Origin of the sequence: Streptomyces macrolidinus (assembly GCF_023887685.1) — a bacterium.
Taxonomy (GTDB): domain Bacteria; phylum Actinomycetota; class Actinomycetes; order Streptomycetales; family Streptomycetaceae; genus Streptomyces; species Streptomyces macrolidinus.
Window position 1 is genome coordinate 1 of the sequence record NZ_JAMWMR010000049.1, and the last position, 21,052, is coordinate 21,052.

18 protein-coding genes and 3 pseudogenes are annotated in these 21,052 nt (G+C 67.5%); 8 read left to right on the top strand and 13 right to left on the bottom strand.

The window, feature by feature from the left end:
• On the bottom strand, window positions 1–627 hold a 627-nt coding region (locus NGF19_RS29215), incomplete at its 3' end, for an MMPL family transporter (RefSeq protein WP_252428758.1).
• 154 nt (window positions 628–781) lie between these two features.
• Window positions 782–928 (bottom strand): hypothetical protein, encoded by a 147-nt coding sequence (locus NGF19_RS29220; RefSeq protein ID WP_252428760.1) that lies wholly within the window; start codon window positions 926–928, stop codon window positions 782–784.
• Window positions 929–952: 24 nt separating this feature from the next.
• On the opposite strand from NGF19_RS29220, the gene NGF19_RS29225 reads away from it, so the two are divergent.
• Window positions 953–1,189 carry a hypothetical protein gene (locus tag NGF19_RS29225; protein ID WP_252428762.1) on the top strand — a complete coding sequence of 79 codons (237 nt, stop codon included), beginning with the start codon at window positions 953–955 and terminating at the stop codon, window positions 1,187–1,189.
• A gap of 190 nt (window positions 1,190–1,379) precedes the next feature.
• Here the strand turns inward: NGF19_RS29225 and NGF19_RS29230 are convergent, their stop codons facing one another.
• From NGF19_RS29230 to NGF19_RS31065, 5 genes and pseudogenes are all read right to left on the bottom strand, one after another.
• Window positions 1,380–1,517, bottom strand: coding sequence for a hypothetical protein (locus NGF19_RS29230; RefSeq protein ID WP_252428764.1), 138 nt, complete (start codon window positions 1,515–1,517; stop codon window positions 1,380–1,382).
• Window positions 1,518–1,619: 102 nt separating this feature from the next.
• The gene (locus NGF19_RS29235) at window positions 1,620–2,036 is read right to left on the bottom strand and encodes a hypothetical protein (protein WP_252428766.1); all 417 of its coding nucleotides are present in this window, start codon (window positions 2,034–2,036) and stop codon (window positions 1,620–1,622) included.
• Window positions 2,033–2,788: an SDR family oxidoreductase gene (locus NGF19_RS29240; protein ID WP_252428768.1), complete on the bottom strand. Its 756-nt coding sequence runs from the start codon at window positions 2,786–2,788 to the stop codon at window positions 2,033–2,035. Before NGF19_RS29240 ends, NGF19_RS29235 begins: the two co-directional genes overlap by 4 nt.
• Window positions 2,789–2,823: 35 nt before the next feature.
• A complete protein-coding gene (locus NGF19_RS31060; RefSeq protein WP_252428790.1) occupies window positions 2,824–3,729 on the bottom strand; it encodes an RNA polymerase sigma-70 factor in 906 nt (301 codons plus the stop codon).
• 435 nt (window positions 3,730–4,164) lie between these two features.
• Window positions 4,165–4,686: pseudogene (locus NGF19_RS31065) on the bottom strand (aminoglycoside phosphotransferase family protein); the annotation flags it as partial.
• Between the two features lie 400 nt (window positions 4,687–5,086).
• On the opposite strand from NGF19_RS31065, the gene NGF19_RS29255 reads away from it, so the two are divergent.
• Window positions 5,087–5,347 carry a hypothetical protein gene (locus NGF19_RS29255; protein WP_252428770.1) on the top strand — a complete coding sequence of 87 codons (261 nt, stop codon included), beginning with the start codon at window positions 5,087–5,089 and terminating at the stop codon, window positions 5,345–5,347.
• A gap of 440 nt (window positions 5,348–5,787) precedes the next feature.
• On the opposite strand, the pseudogene NGF19_RS29260 reads toward NGF19_RS29255, so the two are convergent.
• A pseudogene (locus NGF19_RS29260) lies at window positions 5,788–6,475 on the bottom strand (tyrosine-type recombinase/integrase); the annotation flags it as partial.
• A gap of 482 nt (window positions 6,476–6,957) precedes the next feature.
• On the opposite strand from NGF19_RS29260, the gene NGF19_RS29265 reads away from it, so the two are divergent.
• From NGF19_RS29265 to NGF19_RS29275, 3 genes are all read left to right on the top strand, one after another.
• Window positions 6,958–9,792, top strand: coding sequence for an AfsR/SARP family transcriptional regulator (locus NGF19_RS29265; protein ID WP_252428772.1), 2,835 nt, complete (start codon window positions 6,958–6,960; stop codon window positions 9,790–9,792).
• Window positions 9,793–10,837: 1,045 nt separating this feature from the next.
• On the top strand, window positions 10,838–11,821 hold the full coding sequence (locus tag NGF19_RS29270) for a hypothetical protein (protein WP_252428774.1): 984 nt from the start codon (window positions 10,838–10,840) through the stop codon (window positions 11,819–11,821).
• A gap of 77 nt (window positions 11,822–11,898) precedes the next feature.
• Window positions 11,899–12,318 (top strand): hypothetical protein, encoded by a 420-nt coding sequence (locus NGF19_RS29275; protein WP_252428776.1) that lies wholly within the window; start codon window positions 11,899–11,901, stop codon window positions 12,316–12,318.
• Window positions 12,319–12,604: 286 nt separating this feature from the next.
• Here NGF19_RS29275 and NGF19_RS29280 read toward each other — a convergent pair whose 3' ends face one another.
• From NGF19_RS29280 to NGF19_RS29295, 4 genes are all read right to left on the bottom strand, one after another.
• The gene (locus tag NGF19_RS29280) at window positions 12,605–12,946 is read right to left on the bottom strand and encodes an MmyB family transcriptional regulator (protein ID WP_252428792.1); all 342 of its coding nucleotides are present in this window, start codon (window positions 12,944–12,946) and stop codon (window positions 12,605–12,607) included.
• Window positions 12,843–13,967, bottom strand: coding sequence for an MFS transporter (locus tag NGF19_RS29285; protein WP_252428778.1), 1,125 nt, complete (start codon window positions 13,965–13,967; stop codon window positions 12,843–12,845). Before NGF19_RS29285 ends, NGF19_RS29280 begins: the two co-directional genes overlap by 104 nt.
• 460 nt (window positions 13,968–14,427) lie before the next feature.
• Window positions 14,428–15,804 (bottom strand): cryptochrome/photolyase family protein, encoded by a 1,377-nt coding sequence (locus tag NGF19_RS29290; protein ID WP_252428780.1) that lies wholly within the window; start codon window positions 15,802–15,804, stop codon window positions 14,428–14,430.
• A 16-nt stretch (window positions 15,805–15,820) separates the two neighbouring features.
• Window positions 15,821–17,332 carry an SDR family oxidoreductase gene (locus NGF19_RS29295; protein WP_252428782.1) on the bottom strand — a complete coding sequence of 504 codons (1,512 nt, stop codon included), beginning with the start codon at window positions 17,330–17,332 and terminating at the stop codon, window positions 15,821–15,823.
• A gap of 1,105 nt (window positions 17,333–18,437) precedes the next feature.
• Here NGF19_RS29295 and NGF19_RS29300 point away from each other — a divergent pair.
• Window positions 18,438–18,641, top strand: coding sequence for a cold-shock protein (locus tag NGF19_RS29300; RefSeq protein ID WP_252428784.1), 204 nt, complete (start codon window positions 18,438–18,440; stop codon window positions 18,639–18,641).
• Between the two features lie 572 nt (window positions 18,642–19,213).
• Window positions 19,214–19,527: pseudogene (locus NGF19_RS29305) on the top strand (SCO5918 family protein).
• 35 nt (window positions 19,528–19,562) lie between these two features.
• Here the strand turns inward: NGF19_RS29305 and NGF19_RS29310 are convergent.
• Window positions 19,563–19,937, bottom strand: coding sequence for a GvpU-like protein (locus NGF19_RS29310; RefSeq protein ID WP_252428786.1), 375 nt, complete (start codon window positions 19,935–19,937; stop codon window positions 19,563–19,565).
• Between the two features lie 640 nt (window positions 19,938–20,577).
• Here NGF19_RS29310 and NGF19_RS29315 point away from each other — a divergent pair.
• Window positions 20,578–20,928: a MerR family transcriptional regulator gene (locus tag NGF19_RS29315; protein WP_252428788.1), complete on the top strand. Its 351-nt coding sequence runs from the start codon at window positions 20,578–20,580 to the stop codon at window positions 20,926–20,928.
• Window positions 20,929–21,052 lie beyond the last annotated feature (124 nt).

Below are 21,052 nucleotides of genomic sequence, written 5' to 3' on the forward strand. Positions count from 1 at the left end.
CAGGGCGAGCAGCAGCGGTACGAGGGCCATCGCCACGGAGCTGAAGACCAGCAGCAGGGTGATGAGGGTGACCGGCAGGGCGATCACCTCGGTGCGCGAGAGGTCGTCGCCGCGCAGCTTCTCGACGCCCTTGCTGATGGAAGGCGATCCGGTCTCCTCGACGCGCAGCCCGGGGTTCGCCTTCTGCACGGCCGCGGTCTGCTCGAGCAGCGGGTCGACGTGCTTCTTGCCCTCCAGCTCCGGGCCCTTCATGGTGACGGTGACCCGCACCGCCGTCTTGCCCGCGCTGCGCACCGGGTCGGCGACGGAGAGCACCTCGGGCAGCTTGCCCATCCGGGCGGCGACGTCGGCGGCGGCCGAGTCGGCCGCGGCGATGTCGAGCTTTCCGGTGCCCGGCCTCGCGGTGATCAGGACGTGTTCGACGGGGCGCTGCTGTAACCCGCCCTCCGCGGCCATCGCCTCGCCGCGTCCCGCCTCGCCGATGCGGAAGTCCTCGGTGGTCGCCGCGTTGGCGCCCACGGAGATGCCGACACCGAGGCACAGGACGACGAACACGAACCAGCCGACGATGCCCCGCCAGGGGTGGGCGGCACTCCAACGAGCCATCTGTACGGGAAGATTCTTCATGACATCCATGCTCTTCGTCGGGGGTGTGGTGCCGACAGCGGCGACTGGTTGAACTTGAGGTCCACCGACTGGTGGACCCCCGTCCGGCTCAGTGGAAGCTGAGGGTGTGGAAGACCGTCACGTTTGTCTGGGCAGGTGAACGGCTGCCGGGTAGTCATGTGGACAACGCGGCTCCTTTGCCCTGGTTTTTGATCATCTGACGGAGGCTGGTGCGGGCGGCGGTGAGCTCGTCTTCGAGCTCGGTCACCCGGCGTGCGAGGCCGTCGGCCTCGGCGGTCTCGGTGCCGAGGATTGCTTCCACCTCGGCTTTGCCATGGTTGAGTTCATGGACCCGGATGGTGAGATCGGCGGTGCCGATCTGGTCGAGCTGCTGGCCGAGGTGGAGGCGTGCGTTGTGCTGGAGCTGGTCGCGTTCGGTGCGGAGTTTGCGGATCTCCTCGCGGGCCAGTTCGAGATCGACGCGGAGGCTGGTCGTGCTGGCCGGGTTGTCTCGCTTGGAGTGGCGAGGTGCGGCCTGTCGCTGATGGCGGCCTCAACGTGTTCGCGCACGCCGTCGGCATAGGTGAGCCACGAAGAGACGCCTGCGGTGCGAGCGACGGATGCGTGTGTGATCTTCTCGCCGCTTTGCTGAAGCGACCGGATCGCTTCAAGGACGCGGGCTCGCTTGGCCCGGCTGTCCCGGCGGCGGGCTTCCTTCAGGGCCTGCGCGGGAGTCCGGCTCTGCGCGCTCGAGTTCGTCGCCGATGACTGGGTCACGAGGACCTCCGGTTGATCACCATCAGTGGGAGGGTGGCGCGTCCGCGGCTGGCTCGCGCCTTTCGCAGCACGGCGCTGGCCTCCTCGACCTCCTGGCGTTCCTCGGAGTCCATCGCGTCCAACTGCTTGCGCATCGCGCTCAGGACCTGCTGGAACGCGTCGATTTGGACCTCCCGGAGATCCGAGCCGCGATGCTCGCGTGGCTGGACGGTTGGGGGCAGCTGGGGCGGCGGCCTTCAACGTTCAAGTGCGGGCTTCGGTGGCTCCAGACGCGTGGTCAGGTACAGCAGGACCAGCGGAATCACGACCGCCGCGCTCAGTGCGAGCATCAGCGGCGCACGCTGTTCGGGCAACAGATGATGCAGAAGGCGGGTGTGGATCACCAGGTGGGATGCGGACCACATCAGGTACATGCCGAGAGCGGTGCGGGTCACGAGCCGCCCGCCGGTGTAGACGCTGGCGCCGAGAACGACCGAGCCGGCCAGGCTCATGGCGCCGTAGTCCATCATCAGGTGGGCGTTGTACTGCATGTGCATGCCGACCCAGGGGATGTCGAAGAACGAGCGGGGCGCAAAGAGCGCCCAGCAGCCGACGACGAACTGGGTCACGGCGAGGAAGGCAAGCCCGGCACGAAGCGTCTTTTCCACGTTCATGCCCGCCGCCCCTCAGCCAGAAAGTCACCGAAAGTGATCGTCCCGACGGCGTGCTCCGGAGCCAGATGCCCGCCCGCCCGATAATCACGAATGGCGGCGCCAGGCATCGGAACCGACACCACCGCCTGTCGCCTCCCGAGGGCCCGCACATAAGTGCGGGCCAGGTCGGCCGCCGCATGTATTTCGGGCCCACCCATATCTGCCGCACGTCCCATTGGTGCTTCACCCGCAAGCTCAGTGAGGCGATCGGCGACGTCACGGACATCGATCGGCTGGAAGCTGACCCCGGCGGGCATCACGATCAACGGCAGCCACCACTGGATGTCGCACATCCAGGAGATCAGGCCGTGGAACTGGGTCGCGCGCTGGATCGTCCAGGGCAGACCTGACTCCTCCAACAATTGCTCGCACGCGAGCTTGGTCTGGTAGTAGGACAGCTTCACCCGCTCGACGCCAACGATGGACACGTAGATCAGATGCGGGCTTCCGGCGAGCACGGCCGCCCGGATGAGGTTGCGCATGGCATCCGCGTCCGCACGGCCCGTGCTGGTCGCGCAGTGGATAATCGTGCCTGCTCCGCCGACCGCCGCGTCGAGTCCGTCGCCGTTCAGCAGGTCGCCAGTCACCCATTCGGAGCCGGTCTGCCGCCTGCGGCTCAGCAGACGTACGTTATGACCGACGGAACGGAGGCGTGGCACAAGCGCGCGGCCGAGCCGGCCGGTGGCGCCGGTTACGAGGATGGGTTCAGTCACGGGTGGCCCCCCAACAAGAGCTGTCAGTTCACCCGCTAAGAACCGGGCAGCCCCGCTTGATGTGACAGCCGTGCCGAGAAAGCCAGTTTGTCAGGGTTGGCGATGATGCAGATTCTGGTGATGCGGCCGTCCACGACCTCCGGCACCAGTACGCCAATGAGATCTGTTCCGGCAAACACGAGAACTCCCGGCTCGCCGTTGACCTTTGCCGCCGCCAGTTTCGCTCCCTCAGGAACCCTGCCCATGATGCCCGTGAAGTAGCGGAGCACCCGCGCGTGGCCGACGATGGGACGCCGGGCCGCGCCGACCTGTCCGCCACCGTCCACCCACACGGTCACGTCCTCGGCCAACAGCCGCTCCAGCTCCTTGAGATCGCCGTCTCCCGCGGCTGCCAGGAAACCCCTCACCAGGTCGCTGCGCTGCTCCCTGGGCCTCGGCCCGACGTCACCGGACGCTCCCGACACCTTCCGGCGAGCACGATGATGCACCTGGCGGGAGTTCGCCGTGGACAGCCCGACGATCTCGGCGACCTCCTGGTGGCTGTAGTCGAACGCCTCACGCAGGACGAACACCGCCCGCTCCACGGGATTGAGCCGTTCGAGCAACACCAGGAAGGCCAGCCTGACAGAGTCCCGCTGCTGCACCGAGTCCAGCAGTCCGAGGACACCGTCGGCCGTGAGCACCGGCTCCGGCAGCCACGTGCCCACGTACTGCTCGCGGCGAGCGCGCGCGGACGTCAGCCGGTTTAGGCACAGGTTGGTAGCAACTTTGGCCAGCCACCCCGACACCGACTCCACTGTCGAATTCTGAACGCGATGCCAGCGCAGAAAGGTGTCCTGGACGACGTCCTCAGCCTCCGCTGCCGATCCGAGCATCCGATAGGCCAAGCCGAAGAGCCGCGACCGGTGCCGCTCGAACTCCTCGACCGCGTCGGCTCTCACCCTCACAACCCTCTCAGCCCACCCGCCCGCCCTGCGCCCCGGCCCCCGCAGGGACAGATCAGGGATGGCGGCCCGTCTGCGTCTCACGGAAAATGACCACCCACAGAGCGACCGACGTGCTGGACGAGGCCGCCGCGCGACTGCGGGTGGAGATCGGCACCAGGCCGCCTTGTTGAGCTCCGACGTCCGAAGATCACAAGGTAATGCAGCCGAATCGGCCACTGCCCACGAATACCACCACCAGTGGATCGTGCGGGGCCACTGGCGGCAGCAGTGGTACCCGTCCCGGCAGGCGCACCGGCCAGTACGGATGGCGCCACACGTGAAGGGCCCTGGCGACGCTCCCTTGATCGGGGGCGAGAAAGTCAACCTCTGGAAACGCTGAACCAGCGCCGCCAGCTCCCCAACCCTCTGCGCCAGGATGGCTGGATCTGCAACTCCTTCAAGCACCCAGTCCACAGCGTCAAAGTCCGGGTCGCCCCACGTCGGCCTCGGATCGATCGCCACCATGCGGGCTCCCGGACCAGACAGCACGTTCGCCGGATGGAGATCACCATGCACGAGTCCCACAGGCCCACTGGCTGCAAGTTCCAGGGCTGCTGCTCGGGCCTGACCAAGCACCGTCGGGGCAACCACGCCGTTCGCGTGGGCCGCAGCCAGCCTGCGATCAGTCAAGTCGAACAGGAAGTCGATCCTGTGTGAGAGAGGCCTCAGCACCGAGTGCTCCCCCGGCACGGGAGGCGAGACCCGCAGATCTCGAAGCAGGGCCGCGACCTCGGGCAAATTCCAAGCAAGCTGCCGCACCGGTACTCCTGGTTCCACATTCTCCAGCAGCAGGGCCCCGGCGGCGGGGTCCGCCGCCAGCAGAGTGACGACCGACGGCATATCTGCCCAGGCTCGCAGGGCTTCGGCTTCCTCGCGGGCAATCAAGGGCTCTGGCGTGAGCTTCAGCCACACCGAGGCACCAGAGTCACGTGCAAGCAGCGGAACACCCGCGAGGTGCCTCCGCCCCCCGTCGCAGCAAGATCCAGATTCCAGCGATCAGCGAGTTCACCGACGAGAGCGGGCAACTCGTCACACCAACCGAGCACATCAGCGCCGAACCGAACGACGAGACGATCCCGCACCTCGGGAGCAATGCAGGCCAACTCTCTCAACACGTCCCCCGCAGGTAGTCGATGCAGATCCTTCGCATCCTATGAGCACAGTCCATGCACGCCCCACCAAATTCCACTGTCACGGAGCGTGAAGAGCGGTCGCGTCGAACTACCCAATACAGCACTCAGGATTATCGACGCTTACCTATTCACGACCGGAGGAGCACGCCCCCTCCCCGGAGCTAGCGGTCACCCTCGACATGCCAGGCAAGGTCGCTGACCTCCTCCGCACGGCCGACCTGGAGCCCGCCGAACGGGCCGCGCCCGACCAGGGCGTGACCGTACGGCGCGGCCAGGGCTACACCCTGCGCGTCAGCGCCACCCCCGCAGTCCACCGCACTCTGCTCGCCCGCTGTCAGCCCCTCGACGGCGCCCAGGGTGCCCCGGCGGTCCCGGCACAGCGCAAGGCCCGCCGCGAGTACGAGAACCGCGTCAGCACCCTCACGGGCGACACCCCGTAGCGGGTCCGGGCTCCAAGATCACCCCGTGGCGGGTTTCTGGCGTATCTGGGTCATGCCCCTCGAATGACAACCGGAAGCCGACCCCACCTACGCATCCGCAACCACACATGTCACGGGCACGAGACACCTGGACGCGGAATCCTCCCAAGGTCCGTCGCTCCCTCCTCCATGCCAATCACCCCGGAGGCGTGCCCATAGCGTGCCCGTAAGGACGGAGAACCACGGTCAACAGCGGTGCAATCCGGCACACACGACCACCTCAAGGGCCGAGTATCTGCGCTGGTCAGAGCCCATAGGGGCCACCCAGGCGCCGTCGCTTCCCAAGCTGAGAGCGCGAGTTCGATTCTCGTCACCCGCTCCATTTCGAACCCCCAGGTCATTGACCCGGGGGTTGTTTGTTGTCTAGACCGGTCGGCGGTGTGCGCACCACAAGCGCACCATTAGCTCGCCGATGGTTCCTCCTCGTGGTGCGCACGGTCGTCGTTGTGGTGCTTCGCACGTTCGACGCGCACCAGGTCGTCAAGCCCGGCGGCGACTTCTCATTGCGGCTCCTCGTCGGAGTGCTGGTAGATCAGCGCCGCCTTCTCGGAGAAGTGGCCAGCGCGCACCGTCGTGTCCTGGAGGGTGGCCCCCGAACGAGTCGACAGGGTGTGTGCGGTGTGCCGGAGATCGTAGAAACGGAAGCCTTCTGTGGGAGACCAGCGACCGCGCGAGCACGGCCCCCTTCCGCCCGAACAAGGTGCGACGGAAGGCCCCGCCCTCCTCGCCCACGAAGACCAGCCCATCGGGCCCCTTCTCGGCGAACCAGTCAAGGTGACGCTTCACCTCCATCCGGAGGAAGGCCGGGAGGACGACGACACGGGCGCCCGCACCGGACTTCGTCGGGCCGGGAGCACGCTTGCCGTTGGTCCGCTCCGGCTCGGCAACGCGGACGCGGATCACGAGATTGCCGAGGTCCACGTCACGGCGGCGAAGGCCGGCCAGCTCTTCCGGCCGCATCGGGCCATAGGCACCGCGGTAGACCATGAGCCGCCACCGCATACCCACCGCTTCAGCGAGCCCGTCGCCCTGGGCGACGGTGGCGATGCGCCGCTCTGCCGCCTTCTCCTTACCCTCGCCCTTGATCCGGCCCGAATCCGCCGTCTGAAGCTCCCGCCTCCCTGCCGCCTTTGCTACCAGTGCCGTTGGGTCGTGACCGCGAGCCTGCCCACGGCCGAGTTCGCCGAGTTCTTCGACCACTGAAGCGGCGCCGCTTCGGCCACCTCGACTGCCTCGCTGCCTGTCAACGGCAGCCCATCCAGTCAGCCCCTCAGCCGAGACGGGGCCCTCGCCCGAGGAAAGGAGCAGGTGTGCCAGGTGTCGGATCTCGGGTGGCTCCACGTTTCCAAGATCGTCCCGTGAATGCCCACTCCCGCAATCCCTGCTTGTTCCAATCCGCCAGGAGTTCTGCACATGACACGATGAAGAGGTATGTGGCGGTCGCAACGATCGCGGCTGTGGCGGGTGCCCACGATAGACCTTGCCTTCGCCTCTCTTGCCCAGGTTGCGGTTTGACGGCGGGCCGCCGCCAAGTGCACCAAGCAGAAATGGCTGCGAGGTTGGGAGCTGTGATGGTGGCCAGATTTCGGTTGCTGGGTAACGTCGAAGCCCAGCTAGGCGGTGTGACGGTTGATCTGGGGCATCCGAAGCAGCGCGCGGTGCTGGCAGCGCTGCTGATGGAGGCCAACCACCCTGTTTCCGCCGACCGGTTGATCGACCATGTGTGGGGCGAGCGTGGCCCAAAACGGGGACGACAAACCTTGTACAACTACATATCCCGGCTGCGCGCAGCGCTGCGTGCCGTTGACGACGAGGTCCGTTTGGACCGCTGTTCCGGCGGCTATTTACTCGCCGTTGACGAACACGCGGTGGACGTGCATGAGTTCCGCTCTTTGGTCGCCCAAGCCCGAAGGGTTCACGACGATCATCAGGTCTTGGAGCTGTTTGAGCAGGCTCTGCAACTCTGGCGGAGCGAGCCGCTGTCCGATCTGGACACGCCGTGGGCGAGCGCCCTTCGTGACGCCCTCGACAATGAACGTCTGGCTGCTGAGCTTGACTACGTTGACGCGGCGTTGCGTTGCGACCGGCATACCGAACTACTCTCGAGCCTGTCCACCCGAGCAATGCAGTACCCGTTGGACGAACGCATATCCGGCCAGCTGATGCTCGCCCTGTACCGCAGTGGCCGCCAGGCTGACGCACTGGAGTGCTATCAGGGGCTACGCCGTCAGCTCGCCGGTGAATTGGGTACCGATCCCGGTCCGGCTGTACAGCGCCTACACCGCCAGATACTTACTGCCGATCCGTCCCTGACCGTGCTGCCCGCCCCGTCCGCCCTTGCGCCGGTAGGCGGGGTGGTGCCGCGCCAGCTTCCCGCTGCCGTCCCCCACCTTGTCGGTCGCCGACGCGAGTTGTCCGCGCTCACTGCGGAGGTCGATTCGGGCGCCGGTTCGGGGACCGTGGTGATCACGTCGGTGGGTGGGGGTGCCGGAATCGGTAAGACCGCCCTGGCAGTGCACTGGGCGCATCGGGTTCGGGATCGATTCCCCGACGGACAGTTATATGTGAACCTTCGGGGGTTTGACCCGAAGAAACAGGCGATGGACCCGGCCGAAGCGGTTCGTGGTTTTCTGAACGCCCTCGGTGTTACCCCGCAGCACATCCCGTTGAGTCCGGACGCGCAGGTCGCTCTGTACCGCAGCCTGATGGACCGCAAGAGGATCCTCGTGGTGCTGGACAACGCCCGAGACGCCCAGCAGGTCAGACCGCTGCTGCCGGGCACCGCGGGAGCGGTGGTCGTGGTGACCAGCCGTAATCAGATGTCCGGGCTGATCGCCATGGACGGCGCGCACCCGATCAGTCTTGACGTGCTCAGCGAGGATGAAGCGCGGGAGCTACTGGTTCGCCGGATCGGGCCTCGGCGTGTAGCCGGGGAACCCCAGGCGGTGAAGCAGATCATCGCCCAGTGTGCCCGGCTCCCGCTCGCACTGACCATCGTCGCCACCCGCGCCTCTCAGACCGGTTTCCCCCTCACCACCCTGGCGGCGGAGCTGGCCTCGGCCAGCCGACGATTGGACGTCCTGACCACCGGTGACCCAGCCAGTGAAGTGCGGGCAGTGTTTTCCTGGTCTTACGCCGCACTCACTCCACCCGCGGCTCGGCTGTTCCGGCTGCTGGGGTTGCATCCTGGCCCAGACGTCTCCGCCACGGTAGCGGCAAGCCTGGCCGCCCTCTCTCCACACCACGTGCGGAAGTTGCTGGCCGAACTGACCGACGCCAGCCTGCTCATCGAACATGCCTCAGGCCGGTACGCCTTCCACGACCTGCTACGCGACTACGCGGTTGAGCAGACCAATTCCACCGACTCCGACCAGGAACGCCACGCCGCGGTGCATCGGGTGCTGGATCACTATCTGTACTCTGCGCACTCCGCCGCCCGGATACTCGAACCGGCCCGAGACCCGCATCCTCTGCCCCCGCCACAGCCTGGAGTCCACCCGGAAGACCCTGCAGACCACGAACAGGCGTTGACCTGGTTCGCCACCGAACGCGTCGCGCTGCTAGCTGCCGTGGGCCACGCCGCTGCCGCCGGATTCGACACCCACACCTGGAGGCTCGCTCACGTCCTTGCCGCCTTCCTCGACCGGCGCGGCCACTGGCAGGACCTGGCCGTTGTGGGCAACGCTGCGGTAGCCGCTGCCGACCGGGTGGGGGATCTCCTCGGGCGGCCCATCGCCCACCGCATCGTCGCCCGCGCCCACCGCCGCCATAGCAGCTTCGACGACGCCTACTTCCACCTACGCCACGCCCTGGACCTGTTCACCCAGGCCGGCAATCTGATTGGGCAGGCTGATACCCACATCGACCTCGCCAGAGTGCGGGTTCAACAGGGCCCCCGTTTCTTCCCTGAAATCCTCCCGCTCGCCTGCCGGGCCCACACTCTCTACCGGTCACTCGGCCACCGATTGGGGGAGGCCCAAGCTCTGACCGCTATCGGCTGGTCTCATGATCGCCTCGGCGACCACGCACAGGCCCTGACCTGCTGCCAACAGGCCCTGCCTCTACTCGAGGAATTCGACGACCTCGAAGGGCAGACCTACGCCTGGGCCACCATCGCTTCCACCCACCACCAACTGAGCAACCACTTCCGGGCTGTAACGAGTTACCAACGCGCTCTCGACCTCTGCCGCGGCTTCGCTGATCGGTACATGGAGGCCGACATCCTCAATCGACTCGGCGATACACACCAGGCCGCGCACGCCCCCGACGCTGCCCATGACGCCTGGCAACATGCTCTGGACATCCTTACCGAACTCGATCACCCTCACGCCGCCCAGATCCGCGTCAAGCTCGCCTCCCTGACCTCTGGTCTTCCTGAAGCGAGCTATCCGGCAGGTGGCCAGTGAAGCGGAAAGTGCCGCTGATCCAGCCGGAGGCACTCTCCAGGTGCAGAAGCGCATCGGTTCCTATCCGCACATCCGCAACGAGAGTGGCCACGGCTGCTCGGTGGTCCGCCAGGCCGGGGCCGTGCTACGGGCGGGGGTGAGTCCAGGATGAGCCAACGACCTCTTCGCAGGCCGTCGCACAGCACTCGACATATCGTCACGTATTTCGCGAAGTGACGTTCCTCAAAGCTGGCGGCATCAAAGTTCGAGCTGCACCCACTGATCAACCATCCCCACCGCCGCCCTGTCCGGTCTCATCCTCTTGGCAGAGCAGGGCGAGAACAAGATCATCCCGGTCGTGCGACGCGATGGGCCGACACAGGGCCGCCCGGCCCCGCAGGAACATCTCGGTCCACTATTACTCTGACCTGCGCGTTTTAGATTCCTCGCATGCTTTCCGACTGGTCGCCCAGACAACATGGTCGAGCAGCCGGAGGGCAGGTCACTGGCCACCGGCGCTGGATGCCTGATCGATATTCGGGCCTTGTGCCCGATCCATGAAGGAGGGATCTATGGGCCGCCCGACACGAGCCCCGGCCGTGGTGCTGGCGACTGGAGCCGCGGGGATGAGCGCCTTGAGCGGAGCCGCGACCGCCCAGGCTGCAGCGTTTCCCGGGCCGTCGCAGAGCGGTCACGGAGATTCCGCGGTGCGTCCCGGGACGGACACCGCGCAGCGGGCCTCTGTGGGCCTGCCTGCTGTGGCGAGCGGTGGCGCCTTCGTCAACACGGACAGAGGGAAGTGCCTGTCTGTGGCGCCGCCATAGATGCGGTGTGGAGCGACTCCAACGGCACGGCAGTCAGCCACTGTGTGCTCGCAGAGCATCGCCTCGGTGCTGCGGCTGTGCGCTGTGTTCGCCACCTGGTAGCCGCAATGCGCCGGGACGTCAGCGCCCCGCGTGACACACGTACGCGGCCACTGCGCCAGGCACCCGGAGAAGCAACGCGGGCTGTGCAAGGCCGGTCCGGACCGCTGCTTGATCCGGCACAGAGAACTGGAGGTACCGTCGTGTCCCAGACCGCCAACGGCCGGCGGCAGCTCCTTGCCGTGGCGGTAGCCGCTCCACTCCTACTCATCGTTATCGCCGTCGTCCTCCGCTTCATCGTCCTTCCGGCGGACGCGGGGACGTCCGCCCGGGAGCCCCTGCCGCGCGAGGTCACGTCGCAGGAGAAATCCGTACTTCGCACCGCGGAGCAGTACCTGCTGCGCGACTGCATGCGGCGCCACGGCTTCGTCTACCGTCCCGCCACCGGGAGCATTCCGGCGAAGCCGGAATTCCTTTACGTGATCAACGACGTGGCCTGGGCGCGGGCACACGGATACGGCACGGACATCGACCGTGCAATCGCCCGGCTCAAGGAGGAAGACCCCAATCAGCGCTACTTTCAGTCGTTGCCGGAAGAACGCAGGCGCGAGGCCCTGGCTGCTGCCAACGGCAGCCGGATGGACCTCACGGTCACCACCCCCGATGGCGCCCGGGTCTCCCGCAGCAGCGAAGGCTGCCAGGCCGAGTCGGAACGCACCCTCTACGGGGACCTGGACACCTGGTTCAGGGCCAGGTCGACCATGGACGCTCTGCCGGTGATGGCCAGTCAGCAAGTGCTGAGTGACGCCCGGTTCACCGCGAAGGTGCGCGCCTGGGCCGTGTGCATGCGTGCGGCCGGCCACCCCTACGCGAGCCCCTCCGACCTGCGGAAGCACACGGCCGCACAGAAGCCGGCGCTGTCCGCCTCCCAGGAGAGAACTCTCGCCGTGGCGGAGGCCCGCTGCGCCGGCACTTCGGGGCTGGCCAGGACCGCCGACGCGCTCGACGAAAAATACATGGGGCAGTTGAGGCGGTCCCACTGGACGCTTGCCGTCGCCGAGCGCCGACTGCGTCTCGCGGCCCTCCCCCGGGCCCGCGCGATCCTCGCCGCCAATCCGACCGCCCTTCCCTCCGCTACCGCGAGCCCTGGCGCCCACAGCGCCGCCTCATCCTCCCGGACCCCGTGAGGAACTCCCCCTCCATTACTCCCTCGAGGCGAAAGCCCGAGGGCCGGACAAGGAAGAAAGAGAGAGGAAGAAACACCATGAGGAAACTGACCAGGCTGCTGCTGGCGGCCGGTGCCTCGGCCCTGCTACTGGCAGGCACGCCGATCGCCGCGCAGGCGGAACCCCATCCGGTCCAGGAGGCCGCATCGCCCTTCGCCGCGGACGGCAAATTCCACATCTACCGGGACGCGGGCTACAAGAACGAGTGCGCCGCCTCGTCCGGGAATGTCAGTGACTACAGAAACTTAGGCTGCAACGACCAGGTCTCCTCGGTGATCAACAGTGGGTACCCGGGGAACTTCGACGACGTGTGGATGTACAAGGACGCCGGTTATACCGGCTCACGGCGCGGCATCTACAACGGCGTCGGGATCATCGACCTCCAGTGGTTCGCCTATGACGACGGCGCCCCCATGAACGACACGATGTCGTCCCACAAGTGGACCAACCTGCCGTAACCTGCGTTGACCGGGCACGAGGTGCCCCGCGCCCCCGGCTCGCCCGCCGGGGTCCGCGCGGGGCATCCCCGTGTTCTGACAGCCGGGACCACATGCAGCGCAGTGAAGCTCCGTTGGATCCAGGCGTGGGGCCAGTGCAGCGGTTCGGCCCTGGAGTCCTAGCTCAGACATCGATACCGACAGAAGCCCGCATCACGGGCCTCCTGACCCGGACTCGGCTCCCCCCCCCAGGCAGCGTGCTCCGAACACGCCGCAAGGGGGAAGCTGCGGCTCTCATAGGGTCAGGTCAGCGGTGGTGCACCGAGTCCAGGTCCACCATCAGCATCTGCAGCGCCGCCTCATGCGGGGAGTCCGGCTCGGCATGGTAGAACTTCAGGATATTGCCGTCCTGAAGATCCGCCGACTGGTACATCAACTCCAGTTCGCCGACGACCGGATGGTCGAAGAGCTTGGTGCCCTCGATACAGTTGGACACTCGCTGACGGCACCACAGTGCCGCGAACTCCTCGCTCTGGCTGGCCAGTTCACCGATCAGCTCGGCCAGTTGCGGATCGTGCCGGTGACTTCCGGAGATGAATCGAAGATACGTCACGTTCGACTCCGACTCCGCGGGCCAGTCGGCGTACAGCGAGCGGACGTTGTCGTCGAGGAAGTTCGTCTTGATAGATCTGGCCCACGCCGATGCCGAGCAGCACCAGACCGGCGACGAGGGACGACAGCCCGAGCACGTCCTGGACGTACAGGCCGGTGAAGAAGATCAGCGCGGTCTCGCCGCCGAAGATGAACAGGGCGGCCACATTGCCGAACGCGATGTCGGGCTTCTTCAGGACCCGCACCGGCACCAGAGCGTCGGCGGTACGGCTCTCCACGGCCCAGAAGACGGCCGACAGAACGGCCGCGGCGACCAGGGAGCCACCCGCGACCAGGTCGAAGCCTTCCTTGCCGACGCGGGTGACGCCGTAGATCCCGGCGAACAGTCCGAGGGTGATGAGCACGGCACCGGGCAGGTCGATCCGGGTGCGCTGCTCGGCCTTGCTCTCGTCGACGACCAGCGGCACGACCAAGATCGCCGCGATGGCCACGGGGATGTTGATGAAGAACGCCCAGCGCCAGGAGAACACGTCCGTGAGGACACCGCCGAGGATGGCGCCGACGCTGAAGCCGGAGCTCATCATCACGCTGTTCAGGCCGAGCGCCCGGGTGCGCAGGGTGGGCTCGGTGAAGGCGGTGGTGAGCAGGGCGAGCGCGGCAGGCGTGACGGCGGCGGTGGCCATGCCCTGGAGGGTACGGGCGATCAGCAGCATCGTCGGGGACTCCGCGACGCCTCCGACAAGGGACGAGACGGCGAGGACAGCCATACCGGCGGTGAAGATGCGCCGACGCCCCACGTAGTCGCCCACGCGCCCGAAAACCAGGGTGCATCCGGCGGCGCACAGGGCGAACGTCGTGGTGATCCACTGGAGGTTGCCGGTGGAGAACCCGAGGGCGGTGCCGACCTCGGGCAGCGCGACGTTCAGGACGGAGAAGTCGGCGGCCATCATGAACTGCGAAGCCAGGAGCACTACCAGGGCGGCGACCTGGCGTCCGGTCATCCGGACGGCGGCCGACTGCGCGCCTGCGGAACTCGTGGTGGTATCAGCGGTGGTCATGCCCCCAGACTCCGGCGCACAGCTCCGGCCAGCCAGATCCCTCTTGACGCCACTCCTGCGGAGACTGTCACTGACAGTGCCACCTTCGGCGTCGGCCGCAATACACGGACAGCACCGCAGCGCCGTCGAGCCTCTTTGCACTCGCGACGACGCTCAGGGCCGGAGCTCCGAATCAGCCGAGTCAGCGCAGAGCCCGCGTCTTCTGCCCACTGTGCTGCGAGGCCGTGCCCATAGCGTGCCCGTAAGTGCGGACAACCACGGTCAACAGCGGTGCGACCCAACCTGCACGGCCTTCCAATGAGAAGGCATCTGTGCAGCTCAGAGCCATAGCACCCGCCCAAGCGCCGTCGCTTCCCAAGCTGAGAGCGCGAGTTCGATTCTCGTCACCCGCTCTACAGAGAAACCCCAGGTCAGAGGCCTGGGGTTTGTTGTTTGCGGGTTGTTCTCCTTGTGGTGGCCGTTACCCGGCGGCTTCCCGCCCCTGCCTGAACCGGGCGGCAGCCATCGCGAGATCCACGATGGGGGCGGGGTAGCCCAGGTCCGCACGAGCGGCGGCGTCGAGATGCGGGACACGGTGGATCATCCGGGCGTCGAGGTTTCGGAGCTCGGGGACCCAGCGGCGTACGTATTCTCCGCGGGGGTCGAAACGACGAGCTTGGGTGAGTGGGTTGAGGACCCGATCGGGGCGGGTGTCCGTGCCGGTACCGGCCACCCACTGCCAGTTGAGCTGGTTGTTGGCGATGTCGCCGTCCACAAGGAGGTCCAGGAAGTGGCGGGCTCCCACCCGCCAGTCCACGTACAACGTCTTGACGAGGAAACTCGCCGCGAGCAGGCGGGCCCGGCCCGGCATCCAGCCCTCGTGGCTCAGTTGACGCAGAGCCGCGTCGACGACGGGATAGCCTGTGCGCCCCTCATGCCAGGCTTCGATCTCCTCCGTGACGTGGCGCCAGCGGTCGTGGCGGGGGCGGTAGTCGTGGTCGGCCGCGTCGGGGCGGGCCGCCAGGACCTGATGGTGGAAGTCCCGCCAGGCCAGTTGGCGGACGAAGGCATGCGCCCCGGGGTTGTCCTGGCCACGGGCCCGGTGCAGGAGTTCGGTCGGCGACAGGCAGCCGAAGTGCAGGTAGGGGGAGAGTCTGGAGGTGGCGTCGGCGGCCAGGTCGTCGTGGTGATCGTCGTATGCGGACAGCGGGCCCGCCAGCCATGACCGCAGCCTGCGGCGGGCCTCGGATTCCCCGCCGGTGGGCAGACCTGGCGAGGCGGGGCCCGACGCGAGGGACTCCGCGCGGGGCAGGCCGGCCGAGCGTACGTCCGGCACGGGAACCGCGTCCGGAGCCGGCAGGACGCCGCGTACGGAAAAGCCCTCCCACCGGCGGAAGTACGGGGTGAAGACCGCGAAGTGGTCCTTGTCCTTACCTGTAGGAGTCAGCGCACCCGGCGGTACCGCCGTCAACGAGGCGGCGTGGACGCGTAGTTCACGTCTGCTGTCGGCCAGTTCCACGCGCAGCCGCTCCTCGCGCCGTGCCGCGTAACGGCTGCTCCCGGCCGCGATGTGAACCACCGCTGCCCCAGCCTCCGCCGCCACCCGGCAGGTCTCCTCGACCACGTCCCCGACGCGTACCACCAGTCGACCGCCCCGGGCGCGCAGGGCCGCGTCCAGGTCGGCCAGGCTGTCGGCGAGGAACGCCGCCCGGTTGGGCACGACGAAGCCGGTGCTGCGGATGCCGGTGTCGACGACGAAGAGCGGGACCACGCGTTCCGCGTCCTTGAGGGCAGCCACCAGGACCGGGTTGTCGTGCGTCCGCAGGTCCGCGGTGAACAGGGCGACCGAGACGCGCACGGTTCCTTGAGCCCCCTCAGCGTGTGCGGGCGGGTTCCCCGGCGGCCGACTCGGCCGCGGCGGCGATGTTGCGGGTCATGCCGCCGAAGACCGCAGCGTGGAAGGGGGCCACTCCCCACCAGTACGCGTGCCCGGCCAATCCGTGCGGATGGAACAGCGCCCGCTGCCGGTACAGCGTGCGACCCTGCGGATCCCGTGTGACGGCCATCTCCAGCCAGGCCAGGCCCGGCAACCGCATCTCCGCCCGCAGACGGAGCAGCCGACCCGGCTCGATCTCCTCCACGCGCCAGAAGTCCAGACAGTCGCCGACCCTGAGCCGGGTCGCGTCCCGGCGGCCCCTGCGCAGGCCCACACCGCCCACCAGCGTGTCGAGCCACCCTCTCAGGGACCAGGCCAGCGGTGAGGAGTACCAGCCGTTCTCGCCGCCGATCGCCTCGACCACCCGCCACAGGGCCTGCGGCGACGCCGCGACCGTGCGCTCACGGAGATCCGTGTAGAGGCTTCCGCCCGCCCAGTCGGGGTCGGTCGGCAGCGGGTCGCTGGGGGCGCGAGGAGCCGAGGCCGAGGACCATCTGGTGGTCACCTCCGCGTCCTGTACACGCCGGAGAGCCAGCCGGATCGCCCGGTCCAGGGTGAGGGGTCCCGCCGGCGGGTCCGGCACGTAGCGGAGGATGTCCCGCTCGGCGCAGATCACCTCATGCTTCAGCGACTCGACCAGCGGGCGGGCCAGGGCACCCGGGACCGGGGTGATCAGGCCGACCCAGAGGCTGGACAGCCGGGGGGTGAGCAGCGGCACGGGAATGATGACGCGCCTGGGCAGGCCGGCGATGGCTGCGTACCGCTGCATCATGTCCTGGTAGGTGAGGATGTCCGGCCCGCCGATGTCGAAGGTGCGGTTCACGTCGTGCGGCAGCCGCGCGCACGCCACGAGCAGGCGGAGCACGTCTCGAACGGCGATCGGCTGTATGCGGGTGCGCACCCAGCTCGGAGTCACCATGACGGGCAGCCGCTCGGTCAGATACCGCAGCATCTCGAACGAGGCCGAACCCGAGCCGATGATCACCGCTGCCCGCAGTACGGCGGTCGGCACGCCCGAGGCCAGGAGGATGCGGCCCACTTCGGTGCGGGACCGCAGGTGGGGCGACAGCTCGTGCTCGGGTACCCCGGACGGGGTCAGCCCGCCGAGGTAGACGATCCGCCGGACCCCGGCGGCGCGCGCTTGTTCGGCGAAGATCCTGGCCGCGCGCCGGTCTCTCTCCTCGAAGTCCCGCCCTGTGCCCAGCGCGTGCACCAGGTAGTACGCGACGTCCATTCCCTCCGCCGCCGAGCGCACGGACACCTCGTCGCTCACGTCCCCGCGCACGGCCTCCGCCTGCCCGGCCCAGGGGGTGTCCCGCAGCTTGCCTGGCGAGCGGGCCAGGCAACGCACGGAATGCCCGGCGGCCAGCAGCTCCGGCACCAGCCTGCCGCCCAGGTAACCGGTGGCACCGGTGACCAGGCAGCGCAACGGCCTGTCCTCGTCGGTCATGTCGATCGCACACACGCCGGTCGCGTGCGCCTGGTCCGACGACGGCCGGCGGACCGAGCCGTAAGAAACGTCATGGCTCTCATCTCTCCTCGGGGACGTGCCCCGCCCAAGGGCTCTGTCACTGTCCACCTGAGCCCATGCTTGGATCCGGGTACGACTACCGCAACCTGTACCTGCCTGTGGCGAGATCCTGCAGAGACGCGAGCACATGCACCGTGACCGTCGAAGAGCCCGGCCGACCGCCGCACCGGCTTCTTGCACGTGCTCTGCCCGCCAGTCTGCGCAGCCCGTGCCCACAGCGTGCCTAAGGGCGGTCAACCACGGTCATAAGCGGTGCGAGCACGCCCCTGCATCGGTGCCGCCCAGCCAGCATCCAGGCAGGTCAGAGCGCACATTGTGCGCAAGCGCCGTCGCCTCCCAAGCTGAGAGCGCGAGTTCGATTCTCGTCACCCGCTCCAGAGAGAAACCCCAGGTCAGCGGCCTGGGGTTTACTTGTTGCCATGCCGATGGGGTGCCCTGCGCCACTCGCATGCTTTGCGGTGCCCAACGTGCTGAGGCAAAGCGGCAGTTCACCCGCAGGGCATTCGGAGGGCCTTGCCTTGAATCACCGACGACCCGTTCGTTCGGGGAGCACCGGCTGATCGACTGTGTGAACCATCTGGAGAGGACCGGCCGGGGGTCCGGGCGGGCGACGCGCGCCCTGCAGCGAGAACACGGCCTGATCGCCGCGGGTGATCAGGACGGTGTCCATCGACTCCTTAACGTCGCCCAAGGCGCCCGCCGCCGCGGGACGAAGTCGCGCGCTGCCCCTGCGGAGGTAGCTGCCGGCCGCCGGTGACGACGGTGGCCGCGGGCGCAGGAAAGCCGCGCCTGCGGAGAGCAATATCTGTTCCCGCGAAATGAGAAATAGGCGCGGGGTGCGGCGAGCATTCCTCGGTCGCCCGGCGGAGCGGAATTATCGACCGTGCAAGGGCGATCGCACCGTGCTACTGTCGATATCAGTTGCAGGTGTGGTTGCCAGAAGGTTTTTCCGACGGCCGATCATCACGGCGACACAGAATGCGCACAGGCGCATTTCTGACACCGCCTCCGAAGGAGAAACAACATGGCTACTGGCACTGTGAAGTGGTTCAACGCGGAAAAGGGCTTCGGCTTCATCGAGCAGGACGGCGGCGGCCCCGACGTCTTCGCCCACTACTCGAACATCGCCACCCAGGGCTTCCGCGAGCTACTGGAAGGCCAGAAGGTGACGTTCGACATCGCGCAGGGCCAGAAGGGCCCGACGGCCGAGAACATCGTTCCCGCCTGACGCACCGGCACTGACGCATACTTCGCAGCTGGGTCCCGCACCTTGGGGTGCGGGACCCAGCTCGCTTCATTCCAGGGTAATTCGACCTGTCATTTTCCGGCCCGCTCTCGCGATTCTGCGCCGATCATTCTGCTGTGGAATCTTCCTTGATACGTGCCCGTGCCCACATCGAGGAAGGTTCCGCATGAACCGCACCACTCGCGCACGCACCGATCGTCCGTGGTCGCCGGCAGCGACGGGCACGGGCCTCGGGTATGTGACGACATGATCGTCGAGGTGGCTCTGGCCGTCATGGCGAGTGCCCGGGTCGAGTACCTGACCGTGTGCGACGGGGACGACCAGAGCACAGTTCTGATCACTCTGGTCCGGCTCACCGTTCTCCGCGACAGCTCCACCTACACCGGATCCGTCTGTGGGACGTCCTCGACGGACCTCTGCCCTCACCCGGTGGCCCCTCCGACGGCGTCGGTGCGTACGGCCGTGTTCCGGGCGTGCCGACCCTCGCGTGCTGATCAATCTCGCCCCGGACGGCCGGTGCTCCTTCCTCCGCGACTTCTCACCTGTGCGGCATCGTGCGCTGTATCCTCGCCCGATACCCGTTCGACCTGACCAGGACCGGGGTGCTGACCTCGATGAAGGGTGTCAGGCCCGAGCTCGTCACGGGTGCGTCCGTGACCGCTACCCCGTCAAGCAGGTGGGCCAGGCCATCACGCGACAGGGCCCCCGTGACTTCACCGCCGGCGAAGTCGTGCGGGCCATGGCGCGTCTCGGCTTCACCTGTCACGACCGCCCCGAGGGCGCGCCCGTGGGCGAGGGTGGACCCACTGTCCTCCAGACCGCGTCCGCACTGCTCGGCGGCACCGGGACCGGCCCCGTGGCCGTGTGAGGACAGGCGGGAGACCGCCCTCAGGAGCCAGCGTCTCACCGGTCGAAGTGGACGAGATCTCCTACGGTCCACGCGCTGACGTCCTTGATCGCGACTCGGTACATGCCTCCCGTCTCCGGGATGCCGAGGCTCCCCTGCAGGATCCGGGCGAGATGGAAGTGCAGATGCGTGGGCGCCTCGCCGCGACCGGGTCGGCTTCCTCGCGGACCGCGCGCAAAGACGTGCGAGAAGGGGCCGAGACGGTCCGAGTCCTTCAGGACCTCCGCCACCCGCTCCCTCCACACGGCCTCGGGAGCCAGCCGGCCGGTGATGACGGCGCCGCCGACGACCACGGTCAGCGACATCTGATTGCTTCGCTCGGACTCCACCGCGGCGGAGATGGCGACGAGCAGCTCATCAGGGTTCGACATGACAGCACAGTTTATTCGGCCCACCCGTATCAGGAACCTCCCGTGAGGCTGAAGCAGTTGCGCGCTCGGCAGGAGGCGGCTTCCGCCCACTGGTGAGGCCCGCTCGCGGCACTCTTCTTCCTCCACCAGAAGGGTGAAATCTACGTTTGCCTGAGTAGATTTTCGTTCCTGAGATGGGTACGCTTCTTCTCGTAGACACGGTCGAACGAGACCCGGCAGACACGAACTGGCGGGTGGCTGAACACGAAGTACGCAGGTCAGTGCGGCTCTCGAGCCTCGAAGCCAGAGTGTTCCCAGGACGGTGACGGGGCTGGGAGCCGCACTGGGCGGCTCGCACGTCAAGGAGCTGCCGCCAGCAGTACCGGTTCACTCAGTGTTGGTTCACAGAGGAACGGAGGAGCAGACGCCATCAGGATCGCCCGGCCCGAGAAGCACTCGGCCCGGGTACCGCAAGACCCCGGAATGGATGGTGGTCCCCGGTCAAGCAGCTGCGATCCCCCCGCACCCCCCTCTGCCGGGCCGGGTAGCGGAAAGAGAAGGTCGGCACAGCAGTAGGGCCGACAGATGGTGTTGAATTCCCTTCGGGGCCCTGGTGCCGTACGGCATCAGGGCCCCTCGACGCGTTACACAGCGAGGTGACATGACATCGGACAACCCCCTGAATGATCGTCTGGACGACGACGACTACCCCGCGTACACGATGGGCCGGGCAGCCGAGATGCTGGGCACCACCCCAGCCTTCCTCCGAGCCATCGGTGAGGCTCGTCTGATCACTCCGCTCCGCTCCGAGGGAGGACACCGCCGGTACTCCCGCTACCAACTGCGGATCGCCGCGCGCGCCCGCGAGCTCGTCGACAAGGGGACTCCGATCGAGGCCGCATGCCGCATCGTCATCCTCGAGGACCAACTCGAGGAAGCGCAGCGCATCAACGCCGAGTACCGCCGTGCCGCCGGCCAGTCGGCGGGCAGTTCCGGCTCCGGCCCCGCCTGAACAAGCGGGCGCGTGCCGTATCGGGAACGCCGTCCCGACGGAGACAGCGGCGCCGAGCGCAGAGCCCCTTCACGCAAGTGCTGCGGCCGGCGTCGTTCCACGCCGTGCCGACAGCGTGCCCATA

Coding starts and splice junctions, on each gene's coding strand:
- NGF19_RS29300 (WP_252428784.1), top strand. CDS start 18,438: ATGGCTACTGGCACTGTGAAGTGGTTCAACGCGGAAAAGGGCTTCGGC.
- NGF19_RS29315 (WP_252428788.1), top strand. CDS start 20,578: ATGACATCGGACAACCCCCTGAATGATCGTCTGGACGACGACGACTAC.
- NGF19_RS29295 (WP_252428782.1), bottom strand. CDS start 17,332: ATGACCGACGAGGACAGGCCGTTGCGCTGCCTGGTCACCGGTGCCACC.
- NGF19_RS29285 (WP_252428778.1), bottom strand. CDS start 13,967: ATGACCACCGCTGATACCACCACGAGTTCCGCAGGCGCGCAGTCGGCC.
- NGF19_RS29255 (WP_252428770.1), top strand. CDS start 5,087: ATGCCAGGCAAGGTCGCTGACCTCCTCCGCACGGCCGACCTGGAGCCC.
- NGF19_RS29275 (WP_252428776.1), top strand. CDS start 11,899: ATGAGGAAACTGACCAGGCTGCTGCTGGCGGCCGGTGCCTCGGCCCTG.
- NGF19_RS29230 (WP_252428764.1), bottom strand. CDS start 1,517: ATGCGCAAGCAGTTGGACGCGATGGACTCCGAGGAACGCCAGGAGGTC.
- NGF19_RS29310 (WP_252428786.1), bottom strand. CDS start 19,937: ATGTCGAACCCTGATGAGCTGCTCGTCGCCATCTCCGCCGCGGTGGAG.
- NGF19_RS29235 (WP_252428766.1), bottom strand. CDS start 2,036: ATGAACGTGGAAAAGACGCTTCGTGCCGGGCTTGCCTTCCTCGCCGTG.
- NGF19_RS29225 (WP_252428762.1), top strand. CDS start 953: ATGGACCCGGATGGTGAGATCGGCGGTGCCGATCTGGTCGAGCTGCTG.
- NGF19_RS29265 (WP_252428772.1), top strand. CDS start 6,958: ATGGTGGCCAGATTTCGGTTGCTGGGTAACGTCGAAGCCCAGCTAGGC.